Annotated in this window: 13 protein-coding genes; 7 read left to right on the top strand and 6 right to left on the bottom strand. The window is 43.3% G+C overall.

Translation table 11 applies throughout. From position 1 onward, the window contains the following. From nirD to KCV09_RS04160, 3 genes are read right to left on the bottom strand one after another with little or no spacing between them, the layout of a single operon-like run. Complete coding sequence (gene nirD, locus KCV09_RS04170) at positions 1-1,623, bottom strand: nitrite reductase small subunit NirD (RefSeq protein ID WP_151746252.1); 1,623 nt, start codon at positions 1,621-1,623, stop codon at positions 1-3. A gap of 12 nt (positions 1,624-1,635) precedes the next feature. Continuing rightward, a complete protein-coding gene (nirB, locus tag KCV09_RS04165) occupies positions 1,636-4,179 on the bottom strand; it encodes a nitrite reductase large subunit NirB (protein ID WP_151815114.1) in 2,544 nt (847 codons plus the stop codon). 39 nt (positions 4,180-4,218) lie between these two features. After that, positions 4,219-5,565 (bottom strand): MFS transporter, encoded by a 1,347-nt coding sequence (locus KCV09_RS04160; RefSeq protein ID WP_212515584.1) that lies wholly within the window; start codon positions 5,563-5,565, stop codon positions 4,219-4,221. Positions 5,566-6,008: 443 nt separating this feature from the next. Between KCV09_RS04160 and KCV09_RS04155 the strand changes: the two genes are divergently transcribed. From KCV09_RS04155 to fdhD, 4 genes are all read left to right on the top strand, one after another. Beyond that, positions 6,009-6,599 carry an ANTAR domain-containing response regulator gene (locus KCV09_RS04155; RefSeq protein ID WP_111812662.1) on the top strand — a complete coding sequence of 197 codons (591 nt, stop codon included), beginning with the start codon at positions 6,009-6,011 and terminating at the stop codon, positions 6,597-6,599. Position 6,600: 1 nt separating this feature from the next. After that, positions 6,601-7,623, top strand: coding sequence for an ABC transporter substrate-binding protein (locus KCV09_RS04150; RefSeq protein WP_212515583.1), 1,023 nt, complete (start codon positions 6,601-6,603; stop codon positions 7,621-7,623). A gap of 149 nt (positions 7,624-7,772) precedes the next feature. Beyond that, positions 7,773-10,163 (top strand): FdhF/YdeP family oxidoreductase, encoded by a 2,391-nt coding sequence (locus KCV09_RS04145; protein WP_212515582.1) that lies wholly within the window; start codon positions 7,773-7,775, stop codon positions 10,161-10,163. Further along, complete coding sequence (gene fdhD / locus KCV09_RS04140) at positions 10,150-10,974, top strand: formate dehydrogenase accessory sulfurtransferase FdhD (RefSeq protein WP_151815118.1); 825 nt, start codon at positions 10,150-10,152, stop codon at positions 10,972-10,974. Before KCV09_RS04145 ends, fdhD begins: the two co-directional genes overlap by 14 nt. Before the next feature lie 11 nt (positions 10,975-10,985). On the opposite strand, the gene KCV09_RS04135 is transcribed toward fdhD, so the two are convergent. Both KCV09_RS04135 and KCV09_RS04130 read right to left on the bottom strand, forming a co-directional pair. Then, a complete protein-coding gene (locus KCV09_RS04135; protein WP_151815119.1) occupies positions 10,986-11,183 on the bottom strand; it encodes a DUF2536 family protein in 198 nt (65 codons plus the stop codon). A gap of 318 nt (positions 11,184-11,501) precedes the next feature. After that, on the bottom strand, positions 11,502-12,233 hold the full coding sequence (locus KCV09_RS04130) for a phosphodiester glycosidase family protein (protein WP_407651956.1): 732 nt from the start codon (positions 12,231-12,233) through the stop codon (positions 11,502-11,504). A gap of 201 nt (positions 12,234-12,434) precedes the next feature. On the opposite strand from KCV09_RS04130, the gene KCV09_RS04125 reads away from it, so the two are divergent. Continuing rightward, positions 12,435-12,974 carry a lecithin retinol acyltransferase family protein gene (locus KCV09_RS04125; RefSeq protein WP_004947175.1) on the top strand — a complete coding sequence of 180 codons (540 nt, stop codon included), beginning with the start codon at positions 12,435-12,437 and terminating at the stop codon, positions 12,972-12,974. Between the two features lie 113 nt (positions 12,975-13,087). Here KCV09_RS04125 and KCV09_RS04120 read toward each other — a convergent pair whose 3' ends face one another. Further along, positions 13,088-14,812 carry a glutamine--tRNA ligase/YqeY domain fusion protein gene (locus KCV09_RS04120; protein ID WP_025095127.1) on the bottom strand — a complete coding sequence of 575 codons (1,725 nt, stop codon included), beginning with the start codon at positions 14,810-14,812 and terminating at the stop codon, positions 13,088-13,090. A 167-nt stretch (positions 14,813-14,979) separates the two neighbouring features. Between KCV09_RS04120 and KCV09_RS04115 the strand changes: the two genes are divergently transcribed. Both KCV09_RS04115 and KCV09_RS04110 read left to right on the top strand, forming a co-directional pair. Next, positions 14,980-15,489: a peptidylprolyl isomerase gene (locus KCV09_RS04115; protein WP_004937354.1), complete on the top strand. Its 510-nt coding sequence runs from the start codon at positions 14,980-14,982 to the stop codon at positions 15,487-15,489. An 18-nt stretch (positions 15,490-15,507) separates the two neighbouring features. Next, entirely contained in the window at positions 15,508-16,227 is a 720-nt protein-coding gene (locus KCV09_RS04110) for a UDP-2,3-diacylglucosamine diphosphatase (RefSeq protein WP_004947169.1), read from the top strand. Positions 16,228-16,251: the final 24 nt, after the last annotated feature.

The following is a 16,251-nucleotide window of genomic DNA, read 5'->3' as shown; positions in this document are numbered from 1 at the left end:
TTAACCTGCTTTTCTTAATGCAAAATCGCGACCAAACAGCAATTTGTTTCGAATCGAGCCAATTGGAGTCTGATCTGCAATCAGTTCTGCGTACCATGAACCATCTTCAGTGTCACCAAACAAAACGGCGCCGATGATCTGGTCGTGTTGAATGATGATACGCTTGTAAATCTGACGCTTTTCGTCATTTAAAATGATGTCTTCATAATCATCTTGTGGCTGAAAATTACCGGCAGAAAATACATCCACGCCACTGACTTTTAACTGGGTGGGCACAGTCGGCGCTTTAAAGGTTAAGCTGCCATGTTCTGCCAAATGGCTGGCACAGATAAAGGCTTGTCCCCACAGTGGCTCGACTAAACCAAAGGTTTGACCACGGTGCTCAATACATTCGCCAACGGCATAAATACTCGGATCGAAGGTTTGCATGGTGTCATTGACCAAAACTCCACGATTACATCGCAGTCCGGCTCGTTGGGCCAGCTCAATATTTGGGCGGATACCTACCGCAAACACCACGAGGTCAGCATTGAGTAAAGTGCCGTCGCTCAAGCGTAGCTGCTGAACATGACCATGTTCATCGCCAATTAAAGCCTCGGTATTGGCTTGGGTAAGGATACGGATTCCCTTGTGCTCGATACTGCCTTTAAGTAGCTCGCTGGCTCGCTGATCGAGCTGTCGATCCATGATTCGATCCATCAAATGCAGCACAGTTACCTGCATTCCACGTTGCTTTAACCCATACGCAGCTTCAAGGCCCAGTAAGCCACCACCAATCACAATGGCGTGAGTTTTGCTAGATGCGTAATCCACCATGGTGTTGACATCATAGATATCCCGAAAGCTGATGACGCCTTTGAGTTGATTCCCCTGTATCGGTGGAATAAACGGTTTCGATCCTGTTGCAAGAATCAAACGGTCGTAGTCGACGATCTGGCCTTGTTGTGTTGTCACTTGTTTACGGGTTCGATCAATTTTCACAGCCGGATCGCCCGCAATAAATCGCATTTGACGCTCTTGATACCATGCATGCGAATGCAACATGATATCTTCTACCGTTTTTTCACCCGATAAAACAGGCGAAAGCATGATGCGGTTGTAATTGCCCCATGGCTCTTCACCAATCACGGTAATTTCATAGCGCTCGGCATTCATATCCAGTAAATCTTCTAGGCAGCGCATACCTGCCAAGCCATTTCCGACCAATACCAGCTTCAGTTTTTCTTGCGCAGTTCCGTTGTTGGTAATGTACGTCTTTTGCGCTATGGGCGAAACATACACCCGTCCTTGTTCGACTTTGGTTGGAAATACCAATAGTCGTTGGTCTTTATCTTCCAGACAGCGACCTGTGGCCAAGCTAAAATGCTGCTTATAGATTGGAGATGCGACAACACGCTCACCTTGTAAATCGCCAATAATCCCGCGAGACATCACATTTGCGCCACTAAATGGATCGGTATTACTGAGCGCATACACTCGTTGCTCATGTCCCACACGAAATAGCGCAATCTGCTGCTCGTGAAGAAGCGCACCCACGCCCGTATTGGGCGTAATATCATTTAGTGCGCAAATCTCGATCCATTCTGCATCATTCACTCGATTTAAGGCTTTTAAACTGGTCATGTGTTTGTCTCCTTATGCCTCAACCATGGGAATACGATCTTCATGACGTTCGCTGTCTTTAAGCGGACGGATCTGACCTCGTTCTTGGGTAAACTGAATGTGTGGATCGTGTTGCTCTTTTTGGTTGATGAACGTCTGGAAGCGTTTGCGTACTTCAGGATCTTCCACAGCAGTACGCCATTCGTCCTGATAAGTGTTGATTACATGCGACATACGGCGCTCTAGCTCGTCCGCTATACCCAGTGAATCTTGAACAATAACCGCTTTGAGATAATCTAGACCACCTTCCATGTTGTCGCGCCATACACTGGTCCGCTGTAAACGATCTGCGGTTTGAATGTAAAACATGAAGAAACGGTCGATATAACGAATCAATGTATCGGTGTCTAAGTCCGAAGCCAGTAGTTCTGCGTGACGTGGTTTCATTCCGCCATTACCGCACACATAAAGATTCCAGCCTTTTTCTGTAGCAATGACGCCGACATCTTTCCCTTGGGCCTCTGCACACTCACGAGTACACCCAGAAACTGCCATTTTTAATTTATGTGGAGAGCGCAGGCCTTTGTAACGATTTTCAAGAAAGATCGCCAAACCAACCGAATCATCCACACCATAGCGACACCATGTGCTGCCTACACACGATTTGACCGTGCGCAGCGATTTACCGTAAGCATGACCCGACTCAAAACCAGCAGCAATCAATTCTTCCCAAATCAATGGCAACTGATGTACCTGCGCTCCAAACATATCCACACGCTGACCACCGGTGATCTTGGTATAAAGATTATATTTTTTGGCGATTTGCCCGACTGCAATTAACCCATCTGGAGTAACTTCACCACCCGCCATGCGCGGTACAATCGAATACGAGCCATCTTTTTGAATATTGCCCAAATAATAATCGTTGCTATCTTGCAAACCTGCATGAGTCGGTTTTAAAACAAAATCGTTCCAGCATGAGGCTAAAATATTGGCAACCGTCGGTTTACAGATATCACAGCCTAATCCATGACCGTGCTGATGGATTAGATCATCGAAAGTTTTGATTTCATTGACACGAATCAAGTGATACAGCTCTTGGCGCGAGTAAGCAAAATGCTCACAAATGTGGTTATTCACCGTAACGCCCTGACGCTGTAACTCTGATTTAAGTACTTGTGTCACTAAAGGCGCGCAGCCACCGCAAGCTGTAGCTGCTTTTGTACATTTCTTTAATGCACCTAATGACGTCGCGCCGTCTTCAATCGCATGACAGATATCGGCTTTAGACACATTATTGCATGAGCAAATGGTTGCGCTATCTGGAAGTAAGTCGATGCCACTGCCGCCTGCCTTAGCTGTACCGGATTGAGCATATCCCGGCATAATCAAGCTTTCAGGTTGATCTGGTAAATCCAGACCGTTAAGCATCATTTGTAATAAATCATTGTACTCTTTGGCATCGCCCACCAATACGGCGCCAAGCAGTTTGGTTTTTTGAGCATTGACCACAATTTTCTTATAAATGAGTGCGTCTTCATCGGCGTAAAAATAGCTCAACGCATCGGGTGTCATGGCATGTGCATCACCAATCGAAGCGACATCTACCCCCATCAACTTGAGTTTGGTACTCATATCAGCGCCAGCAAAGCCATGAGTACTTTCATCCAGTACATGTTTGGCAGCTATACGCGCCATATCATACCCCGGCGCAACAAGACCATAAATTTTGTTGTCCCAAAGCGCACATTCACCAATTGCATAAACATGTGGATCTGAAGTTTGGCAGTATTGATTAATCTTGATACCACCTCGTTCACCAACAGCAAGCCCAGACGCTTTAGCTAATTCATCACGTGGACGAATACCAGCTGAAAACAAAACAATATCGGTTTCAAGTGAGCTACCGTCTGCAAACTTCATCACATGATGACTGGTTTCACCTTCTTCAATTGACTGCGTGGCTTTTTGCGTATGAACTTTTACCCCCAAGTTTTCAATTTTACGGCGTAATACCTTGCCACCTAAGTCGTCGATCTGTACTGCCATCAAGCGCGGCGCAAACTCGACCACATGTGTTTCAAGATTTAAATCGCGTAATGCCTTGGCGGCTTCAAGCCCTAATAAACCACCGCCAATCACCACACCAGATTTAGCCTTCAAGCTTGCAGCACGAAGCGCATCTAGATCTTCAATGGTGCGATACACAAAACAGTTTGAACGGTCATTTCCATCAATTGGTGGTACAAATGCATAAGATCCGGTTGCCAAAATGAGTTTGTCATAAGCTATGACATCACCGGCAGATGTGGTCACTATTTTTTCAACAGGGTCAATTGCGGTTACGCGAGTATTTAAGCGTAAATCGATACCATAAGCATCGGCAAAATCCATACGTGCAAGAGAAAGGTCTTTGGCACTTTTACCGCTAAAGTATTCGCTTAAATGCACTCGGTCATATGCGATTCTCGGCTCTTCGGCCAAAATGGTGACTTCCATTTCATCATCTGCTTTTTCCATCAAGCTTTCGATAAATTTGTGCCCGACCATACCGTGGCCAATCATGACAAGTTTCATGGGTATTCTCCGAATAGATATAAGATAGGTCAGTTCTGGTTATGCAAGGTTGTTTCGTTCAAGAATGGCTTGCTCAAAAAGACGCTGTTCTTTCACCTTATGCTCGACCGAAAAACGAATCAGCATCACAAAACCTGCTGCCACCACCACCAGACCACCCAACACCATCAAACAGGTTTGAATATCCACCATGCCTTTTAACAAGAAACCCGCTGCCACTGCGCCAACATTACCGCCAGCACCAATGATGCCTGCAACACCACCCAGCGCGTCACGATCGATAAACGGAACCAATGCATAGGTTGCACCACATGCCATGTGGGTAAACAATGCAAATACGGTCATACTTAAAATCGCCAGCATCGGAGTATTCATTTGAGAGAATAAAACCAGAAATAAACCTTCACACAAAATCATGACAAAAAGTACTTTCGTGCGACCATCGAGGCCTTTTTTCATGGCTACTTTATCGGACACAATGCCACCGAGTGCGCGGGCAAATAAAGCCAGCAAACCAAAGATACCCGCTGCAAATCCAGCTTCCTTAAGGCCAAAGTTAAAGTTATTGACGTAGTACATGGCTACGATGTTATGAATAAAGATTTCAATACCAAAACACGCCGCATAGGCACCAAATAAAATCCAGACGCGATAGTTACGTGCAGCATGCATCAAAATCGCCATACCGCCTTTTTTATCGCTCCCGACTGCAACTCCTTGTGCGCGAAGTTCTTTAAAATTACCTTGTGGGCAGTCTTGGGTCAGTTTCCAGTACAGCAGGCCTACAATCACCATCATCATACCCGGAACCAGTAAGGCCACACGCCAGCCCATGCTTTGCTCTACGCCAAACATCACCAGTGCAGCAAGCAAAAGCGGCATTAACGCTTGTGTAGCACCACCACCCGCATTTCCCCAGCCCGCAGTGGTGGCATTGGCCGTACCCACTACATTTGGAGCAAACATGATACTGGTATGATATTGGGTAATGACAAAGCTTGCCCCGATGGCACCAATGAGTAATCTAAAGAATAAGAAGGATTCATAACTGTTTGCGGCAGCGACACCAAAAACAGGAATACTGCCAATCAGCAATAAAGCAGTATAGGTTTTACGTGGGCCGTATTTGTCACATAGCGGCCCGACAATAAGGCGAACCAAAATGGTAATCGCAACGGCGGCGATATTGATATTGGCAATCTGATCTTTAGTGAGGTGAAATTCACCTGCAATCACTGGCATAAGTGGTGCACATGCAAACCAAGCAAAAAAACAGACAAAAAAAGCGAGCCAACTCATATGGAAGGCTCGCATCGCTGGAACTTTAAAACTAAATAGATTTATTTTCGTCGCTTTTTTTGCTGTTAAATCTAAATTTGAAGACATGGCCTTCTCCTGAACTGAACGTAATATGGGCTAAACAGCTTGCGCTGTATTGGCAATCGATCAGAACGGACGTCGTTGGCCGTCTTACAAATTTTTTAAAACAGAGTCGTCTTTGACTCAGTAATATCTATGCAAAGCATGTGCCAGTTTTTCGTTTTATGCTTTTTTTATTTAAAAAATCGTTTCTTTAAGCTCGCTTTTTGATGGCTCACCTTTTTAAACATGAACAACAGTCGATTTTTGCTTCTTATTTAACGAATAATAGTCGGCACATGCGTCATGACGAGACGCCAATGCACCACAACAGATCACTTCATAAGATCGAAGTACAAATAACCATCAAATTTTACTCTTTTTAAGGTGGCACTTATCTTGCTATGCAATTTTTCAATTATTTTCGCTTACACTGTTTCGCAAATGCGAAAAATTATGCCCTACGACCTATGCCAAAATTAAAAATTGCATTGATTGATGACGATCTTGAACGCGCTGAATTTGTTCAACAAAACTTGCGTGCGCATGATTTTGATGTGGTGGCATGTCTACCGCTAGACCACATGAATACATTTAAGCTTGAAAATCTTCAAGCCGATGTCATTTTGCTGGATATGGATCATCCACATCGTGACATTATTGAAAGCTGCGTCAGTCACTTTGATTTGCCTACAGTACTCTTTACCAAAAACAGCAACAAAGAAACCATTAAACAGGCCATCGATGCCGGTGTAACTGCCTATATTGTGGATGGTATTGACCCTGCACGCTTGGAAATCATTCTTGAAATTTCGATTGAACAGTTCAAAAAGCATAAGCAGCTCGAAAGCGATTTAAAAGAAACCAAGCTCAAGCTAGCAGACCGAAAAGATATCGAAAAAGCCAAAGTGCTTCTGATGCAGCTTCATAGCCTGACCGAAGACACCGCATTTCAGTTACTACGCAAAAATGCCATGAGTCACCGTATCACGATCGGTGAAATGGCACGGCGGCTGATCGATGCCCAGCAATTACTCAATAGCCAGTTAAAAGAGGACTAACATGAGCCACTTGGAAAAAACACAACTGCATATTGGCTATATTCCTTTACTGGATTGTATTGCATTACTTTGGGCAAAACAGCGCGGTTTTTTTGATGACTTCGGACTTGATGTTACTTTGGTTAAGGAAGCCTCATGGGCAAGTTTGCGAGATCGTCTAGCTTTTGGCATTTTAGATGCCGCACATTGTTTATCTGCCATGCTCCCTGCTGCGGCAGTAGGCGAAGACCAAATCGGTATTCAGCTCAAAACACCTCTAGTTTTAAGTATTAATCGTGCCTATATCAGCTTAAGCCAGAAGCTCAGCCATGATTTACGTATTCAACCTGCAGATACGCCGTTTCAATCGGCATACAAACTGGTACAGCATCTTCATGCAGGACATCCGGTTCATCTGGCGCATGTGTTTAATCATTCGATTCATCACTATTGCTTAAGAGAATGGATTGCACTTGCAGATCCAAGTGTGGCACTAGACATTGTATTAAAAACGCTACCGCCACCGTATATGGTCGAGGCAATTTCTTCTCATGCTATAGACGGTTTTTGTGTAGGTGAACCATGGAATACCCAAGGTGAAGTCGAAGGTGTGAGCCAAATTGTAGCGCACAGCCGCGATATTGTTCCCGAAATTGCAGATAAAGTATTGGCAGTCACGCATGAATGGGCATCACATCATCCAAATACCTTATGTGCACTTACTGCTGCTATTCTCAAGGCTCAGCGTGAGCTTGAAATACTGGAGGACTTCAAACCGGTCTGGCAAATGCTCATCGACTTTAATGTAATTCGCTTTCAATGTAACGAAGAGATTCATGTACAGAAATACCATGCTCTGGAAAAAATTATTCGACATTTGGTTCTAGACCATACAGCGCCAAAACAAAGCGATATGCAATGGTTATTTGAACAAATGCAAACTTGGCAAGGTTTGAATCTAGAGCAGACAGCACTACAGCGCTTGAGCATGCAATGTATCGATTTAAAAAGTCACATGGCAGCAAGACAATTACTTGAAGACTAACGTACATTTTATTCGACATAAACAAATTAATTAACAACAGATCAAAAGGTTAGTTTGTTAAATGTGTGTGCAGTCGTTACAAATTTTAGCAACGATATGTTAAAAATGGATTTAGTATGAAAACTTAGCAAAAGCATCAGGACGAGGATATGGACAGCAGAGAAAAATTGGCAGATGAAAATAATCCAAACTATGCCCGTATTGAACCATACGATCAGCCTGCTGGTGGTTGGGGCGCATTACTCAGTGTTGCACGTAATCTGAAGCGGCAAGAAACGTTTAAAAAAGGTTCGATTTCTCTGCTCAATATTAACCAGCCGACCGGATTCGACTGTCCGGGCTGTGCATGGCCAGAAAAAAAAGATACGCAAACTTTTAACTTTTGTGAAAACGGCGCCAAAGCTGTGGCATTTGAAGCCACCAGTAAGCGCGTAACGCCTGAGTTTTTTGCAACGCATACTGTAAGCTGGCTATCTGAACAAAGTGATTTCTTTTTGGAAGACGTTGGGCGTATTACCGACCCAATGCGATACGATGCCGCAACAGACAAATATGTGCCAATCTCTTGGGATGATGCGTTTCAACTGATCGCCAAACATTTGCAAGCGCTCGACAACCCTAACGAGGCTGCCTTTTATACTTCTGGACGCGCCAGTAACGAAGCCGCCTTTTTATACCAACTTTTTGTACGTAGCTTCGGTACCAACAATTTTCCAGATTGCTCCAATATGTGTCATGAGCCGACTAGTGTGGGCTTAAAAGATGCCATTGGTTTGGGTAAAGGCACTGTAACGCTAGACGACTTTGATCTGGCTGATACGATCTTTAGTTTTGGACATAATCCGGGGACCAATCACCCGCGTATGCTCGCAACATTACGAGAAGTATCTAAACGTGGAGGCACCATTGTTGCACTCAATCCGCTTAAAGAACGCGGACTAGAACGTTTTCAAGACCCTCAAGCTCCACTTGAAATGATGACCAACGGCAGCACGCCGATCAGTCGCTATTATTTCCAGCCGAGTATTGGGGGGGATTACGCGATTATGTTTGGTTTGTTAAAACATACCCATGAATGGAACAAACAAGCCGTCGCACAAGGAAAGCCAAGTTTATTCGATCAAGCATTTATTGAGGAGCAAACGATTGGTTTTTCAGACATGCTTGCCGAGCTGGATCGTACCGAATGGGCAGAGATTCATCGTTATACTGGCTTGAGCCCAGACCACCTTGAAGCGCTCGCCAAGCTCTATATTCAATCTGAGCGCCCAATCTTTTGCTGGGGAATGGGCATTACCCAACATCGACATGGTACAGCCAACGTTCATTTACTTGCCAACTTGGTATTATGCCGTGGCCTATTAGGTAAGCCGGGAGCAGGACTCGCACCCATTCGCGGGCATAGTAATGTACAGGGTGACCGTACGGTAGGCATTAATGAGCGTCCGGCACCTAAACTACTCGATAGCTTAGATCGCGTGTTTGGAATAAAAAGCCCACGTGAAAACGGATTGGGCGTCGTCGAAACCATCAAAGCGATGGCCGATGGCCGCGTAAAAGTCTTTATTGCCCTCGGTGGCAATTTTGCAGTTGCGACACCCGACAGTCATTTTACTCAAGATGCACTACGCAAGTGTAAACTCACCGTACATATTACCACCAAGATGAATCGAAGCCATTTGGTGTGCGGTGAAGATGCCTTGATGCTGCCTTGTTTGGGACGTACTGAAGTTGACATGCAAAAACACGGACCTCAAGCGATCAGTGTTGAAGATTCGATGAGTAATGTGCATTTATCTTCGGGGCCAAATCAGCCTATTTCATCTGATCTATTGTCTGAACCAGATATTGTGGCACGCATTGCAGAAGCGACACTCAAAGAAACGCCTGTTCAATGGCGCTGGTACATTGAAAACTACGATCGTATCCGCGATGCGATTTCAGAAGTGTTTGATGAATTTCATGATTTCAATAAACGCGTTTATCAGCCGGGTGGTTTTCATCTCGAACATCCAGCAAATAGCTACACATGGAATACTGCCAGCGGTAAGGCACAGTTTATCATTTCACCACTCAGTGAAATTTATGCCGATAAAGAACACCAGTATGCCGATGGCTATCCAGATGCAAAAGTGTATACCCTGATGACTACCCGTTCTCACGATCAGTACAACACGACATTGTACGGTCTTGATGATCGTTATCGAGGTGTTTTTGGTCAGCGCCGTGTTTTGTTTATGAATGAACAGGATATTCAAGCATCTGGTTTCAAAGCAGATCAGTGGGTCGATATCGAAAGTGTGTTTTCCGATGGTCAAAAACGTATTGTGAAAAGCTTCCGTATTGTGCCATATAACGTACCTGTCGGTAGTTTGGCTGCGTATTATCCTGAAACTAACCCTTTAGTTGCCTTAAGTAGCCACGATAAACACGCCCGGATTCCTGCATCGAAAAGCATTCCAGTGATTTTACATGCGGGTCAACCACCTGAAAACTTTAATCTGGCGGCAGAAGTCGATCCCGAACATGCCAATGGATGAATCTAATCAAATCGACGCCTTGAGAGAATCCATTTTTTCTCAAGGCCATCAATCGGTTTCGGTGACACGCTATCGTCATCATGAAATTAGTACGGGTTTAGACGAAGTGGTTGAAGAATATCCCGTTGCTTTAATTTATAACGGTATATCACATGCCGTGATGATGGTGACTCCCGTCAATCTGGATCTGTTTGCAATTGGCTTTAGTCTGAGCGAAGGTATTATTCAGCATGTACGTCATATTTATGATCTAGACATTGAGAAAAGTCCGCTGGGTTATCAAATACACATCACCATTGCTTCTGAAGCTTTTGCACAATTAAAAGCACATAGACGTTCTTTGATTGGTCAAACCGGTTGTGGACTTTGCGGTATTGAAAGTCTGCAACAAGTAGATGCGTCTTTAGCAAAAATTACCATATCTGCTCCCACAGAGTGGCTGTCATTGATTCCCGCAGCCATGATTTCGCTACAAAAACGACAGCCCATTAGTGCCGTGACTGGTGGTGCACACGCAGCAGCATGGGTGTGTGAAGGTGATGTACTTATGGTGTTTGAAGATGCTGGCCGGCATAATGCACTAGATAAACTGATTGGCTATTTGGTCAAGCATAAGATTCCATTAAACCAAGGCTTTGTCGTCATGACCAGCCGTGCAAGTTATGAACTGGTTAAGAAATGCATCCAGCTTGATATCTCATTACTGGCCACTATTTCTGCACCCAGTACACTGGCCATAGAAACAGCTAAGCGCTCAGGTCTGACTTTGGCAAGCTTTTGTCGTAATGAGCGCTTTTCAGTTTACACCTAAATTTGATGCGGCTATTCGCCCTCATGTTTTAGATCATATGCCACTATTGCGGTGTAATGATAAAAATCATCTTGGGATGCAACATAAGCATGGCTAATCGATTTAATTTCGACACGCCTGTTTTTATTGTATTCGTATTCAATCCAGTGATTGATATCAGTTTCAAGTTTACTAAACACTTTGGTTTCAAAAATTTTAACCTGTTGCATCACTGTTCACTCCTTAAACGGTTTTAATGCGCTACATGCCATTCATTTTTAGTTTCTTGTTATATGTTTATTCTTGCTGATGTTTTTAATCCATAAGAGCCTCTTTACACTATCTTAACATGCCGATTAATGCAGTGATACTTTCACTTCATCAGATCACAAGGGGAGAAATACAATTAACATAAAACACAAAAAACGTGATTTACTTTACATTTAACATTTCATGCGTATAATTCATCAAACTTATTGATCCCTAATTAATGAGTAAACAGAAAGCCCGACTTGAGCGAGTTCGGGCTTTCTTTTTTCATATCGTATTTAATGCAGATTCTTAAAATCACATTGCGCCGGATCAATCCAGGCCAGTAGAGGCCCAAGCTCTGTAATGCGATCATTTCGTTGCTGTGCGGCCCAGTACAAACTAGAAATTGAACCATCTAAATACAACGCATTATCGATTTGTAGTTCATCTTTAAAAAGCTGAGCTAGCGCATAAAAATTGACGCGATTACGCGTGATCACAAAATAAAGTTGATTGTCTTTCACACCCGCTGTATTTCGAATCTTCAAAGAATCTGAATCTGCTAAGAATTTAGAATGAATGTCTCCATTGATGACAAGCATAGGCCCCGACTGAGTCGCATATTTTGTATGAAATGCACGCTTCGTAAACTCGGATGTTGTTTTAATAATTGCTTCGCGATCATTCCAAGCCAACACACCATTGGGTTGAAGAAAAAAATTGCCATATCCATCTTGAGTATTTAAAGCAGTTCTTTGTTGATTTGCCTCAATATAAAGCCCTACAGGTTCACGATCGCGATGATACATACCAGCATTCATTGCAAAAACTAAATGTTGGCAAGCTGGCAAACTGTTTTGTAATGCAGAAAATGAGCCGTATTTTTTGAGCGTATCTGGATCATTTAATGCCAATGATAGCTTTGATAGATCGCTCACCTGTATGACGATTGCATCAACACCGAGCTGACTGTGTATTTCTCGATAAGTAGGTGCAAGCTTTGCAAAGGCGGGAACACTCAGACACATGAATACAAATGAAAAAATATAAATCATTTGTTTCTTTTTAAATCGCATCTAAATTAGCTCCCGATTACAACTGCTATGTAGTGACTCAAATGATTTGAATATAGCGTCAAAGTATTGCAGCTTTTACAATAGTGACATATTTTTTTGGTTATAATTGGGCACACCTAAGTCTATTTACAGATTTTGTTGGTTTAGGAGCACATGCAGCGCACAAACAAACGCTATCCAATTGGTTCGCATCTTGTGGTTTATCATTTTGGATACAGTCACCATGGTATTTATGCCGGACGTGGACGCGTGATCCATTATTCAGGCTTTGCTCACCTATTTAAAAAAAAGCCGATCGAGATCACCACTTTAAGTCATTTTTCTCATGGTAAAAAAATTCATGTCCGTCACTACGAACACGCCCGATATAAAGGCCGTATTGTAGTGAGGCGGATGCGCTCACGCATGCATGAGAATCACTATCACCTCATACTCAATAATTGCGAGCATTTATGCTCTTGGGCCATTACCGGTATTGAAGACAGTCCGCAAGTTGTGAAAATGATGAATCGACTCACCACCATTGGCTATATCAGCTCAATTATGAGTTATATGAACAGTTTTTTCTTGACCATTGCGACCACCTGCTTTGCAATCGTGCTGTATATTAAAAAGAAATTGCGTGAACGTGCAAAAATGAAAGCGCCCTATCATTTGCTTTTAAAAGATGAGCAAAAAAATAAGCTACCCTAAAGTAGCTTATTTTTAATCTAAAACTGTCGTACTTTACCCTGCGGGGCCTTGCGAAAAAATAAGGCTGTATCACTTTACCCTGCGGGGCCTTGCGAAAAAATAAGGTTATCGCCTTATTTTTTCTCAGGTTTAAAGCTGTCTTTTAAGTCTAAAATGCGGTTAAAGACTGGTTTTTCAGGCGTATGATCATAACGATCTGCAACAAAGTAACCCTCACGTTCAAACTGGAAACGTTGCTCCGGTGCAGCCTCTGCCAGTGCGGGCTCAATATAAGCTTGCATTACTTTTAGTGATTCTGGATTCAGGTTTTCCAAGAAATCATCACCGGTTTCAGGATCTGCTTCGGTAAACAGACGGTCATAAATACGCACTTCGGCAGGAAGTCCTTTGGTTGCAGATACCCAGTGAATCACACCTTTTACCTTACGCCCTTCAGGGTTTTTACCTAAAGTATCTGGATCAATCGAGCATTTCAACTCAATCACTTCGCCGCTTGCATCTTTGATAACTTCATCGCATTTAATGACATAAGCATGGCGTAAACGCACTTCGCCCTCAGGTACCAAACGTTTAAAGCCTTTTGGTGGCACTTCTTCAAAATCTTTACGGTCAATGTAAAGCTCAGAAGTTAATGGAATTACGCGGTCCCCCATATCCACATTTGGATGACGGGCATGCACAAGATCCAATGCTTCAGGCAAATTGGTTAAGGTCACCTTTAATGGATTGAGCACTGCCATACCGCGGCCAGCAGTATTTTCAAGTGACTGACGAATACAAAACTCGAGCATGGCCACATCAACAATACCGTCTGTTTTAGACACACCCACACGTTTACAGAAATCACGTAAGCCTTCTGGTGTAAACCCGCGACGACGCATCCCCACAACCGTTGGCATACGTGGGTCATCCCAGCCATTTACAAAGCCACCTTCAACCAGACGGCGAAGCTTACGCTTAGATGTAATGGTATAATCCACATTTAAACGCGAAGATTCATACTGACGTGGAACCGCGTTTGAGTGAACTTTTTCAATGATCCAGTCATAAAATGGGCGGTGATCTTGAAACTCAAGCGTACACAGTGAATGCGTTACACCCTCAATGGCATCTGACAACGGATGCGCATAGTCATACATTGGATAAATTTTCCATGTATTGCCTGTTTGGTGATGCTCTGAATGCAAAATTCGGTACAAGATCGGATCACGCATATGTACATTTGGGCTAGTCATATCAATCTTGGCGCGTAACACTGCATGACCTTCTGGATATGTTCCATCACGCATTTTTTCAAAACGTTCGAGATTTTCTGCAACGCTTGCATCACGATAAGGTGAGTTTTTACCAGGTTCAACAAAGTTACCGCGGTTTAGCTTGATTTCTTCAGGGGTTTGCAAGTCGACATAAGCATCACCTTGCTCAATCAGTTGCACGGCCCACGTGTAAAGCTGATCAAAATAGCTAGATGCATAGCGTGGCTCACCTTGCCAGTCGAAACCTAACCATTTTACGTCGTTGGCAATCCCATCTACGTATTCTTGTTCTTCAGCATCTGGGTTGGTGTCGTCAAATCTAAGGTTACAATAGCCTCCAAACTCTTCTGCTACACCAAAGTTCAAGCAGATGGCTTTGACGTGTCCGATATGCAAGTAGCCATTTGGCTCAGGCGGAAAACGAGTCACCACCGTTTCGGTACGACCAGCATTTAAATCCTCTGTAATTACTTGTCTTACAAAGTCTAAGCCTGCCTGTTGTTCTTGCTGCGCAGAATCGACAGGTGCATGCGTAGATGTCGGAGAGTTAGGCACAGTTGAAACAACATCATTTGGCTTCATATAGATATTTCACTTCTTACACGTTAAATTTTGAATGAATGTAAAGCAATCTTTGTTTTTTAACAAAGATTTTTACGTTTTTACTTGCCATGTAGTTTACAGTTTGCTTATGCTTCTCTCAACCAAAAAACCCATGGCTTTCGTGTCCATGATTAGGAGATTATGTAATGAGTTTTCCTCAAGTCGAATTAAACACCAATAAAGGTCGTATTGTTCTTGAGCTTAACCCTGAAAAAGCGCCTAAAACAGTTGCTAACTTCTTGGAATATGTTCGTGATGGTTTCTATGACGGCGTGATTTTTCACCGCGTCATTGATGGTTTTATGATCCAAGGCGGCGGCATGGACGAAAACTTTAAAGAAAAAGCCACTCGCGATTCTATCGAAAACGAAGCAGATAACGGTTTGAGCAATGACGAAGGCACGATTGCTATGGCACGCACCCAAGCGCCTCACTCTGCATCTGCACAATTCTTTATCAACGTTAAAAACAACTCATTCCTCAACCACACAGGTAAAACTGCGCAAGGTTGGGGTTATGCGGTGTTTGGTAAAGTTGTTGAAGGCTTAGACGTTGTAAACACAATCAAAGGCGTTCGTACTGGTAATCGTGGTTACCACGCCGACGTTCCTCTTGAAAATGTTGTGATTGAATCTGCTAAAATTATCGCTGAATAATTTTAGACGGATCTATTCGTGACCTATCTGTTTATCTCAGATTTGCATCTGTCACCTGAACACCCTCGACTCGTTCGAGGGTTTTTAGATTTATTGATACACTATCAAGACCGTAACACCCAGCTTTATATTATGGGCGACTGGTTTAATGCCTGGATTGGCGATGACTACAGCGCACCTTGGCTAGATGAAATTGTCGCTGCACTGATTATATTTCACCAAGCTGGAAATCAGGTTTATTTTCAGGCTGGAAATCGAGACTTTGCAGTGGGTGCTGAATTTTTAAAACAATTTGCTGGTACTTTACTCCCCGATGTCTATGAATTAAACATTGCAGGCGTTCACTATCGAATTGAGCACGGCGATGCACTCTGTACCGATGATATTGCCTATCAACGCTTTAAAAAGATTATCCGTAATCCTTTACTGATCGCGATTTTAAAACGTACACCTTTAAGCTTTAGACAAAGACTCGCGAATGGATTTCGGCAAAAAAGCCACGACCAAAAACAACAAAAAAGCTATGACATTATGGATGTCAACGATGCCGCCGTTCATCAGGCACTCCAATATCCCGATATTCTCATTCATGGACATACACACCGTCCTCAAATCCACCATACCTATGACAAAACTCGCATTGTGCTGGGTGACTGGCGTGAAAAAGAAGGATGCGCCATGATTTTAGAAGTCCATGAAAACGGACAATATGAGTTTATTGAGTGGACAATACACTAAATTTTATTTTAGTGGTTTAAACAA

The organism is Acinetobacter soli (assembly GCF_018139125.1).
Taxonomy (GTDB): domain Bacteria; phylum Pseudomonadota; class Gammaproteobacteria; order Pseudomonadales; family Moraxellaceae; genus Acinetobacter; species Acinetobacter soli.
Note: the sequence above shows the minus strand (reverse complement) of the source record. Positions and strands in the feature narration are given on the sequence as shown.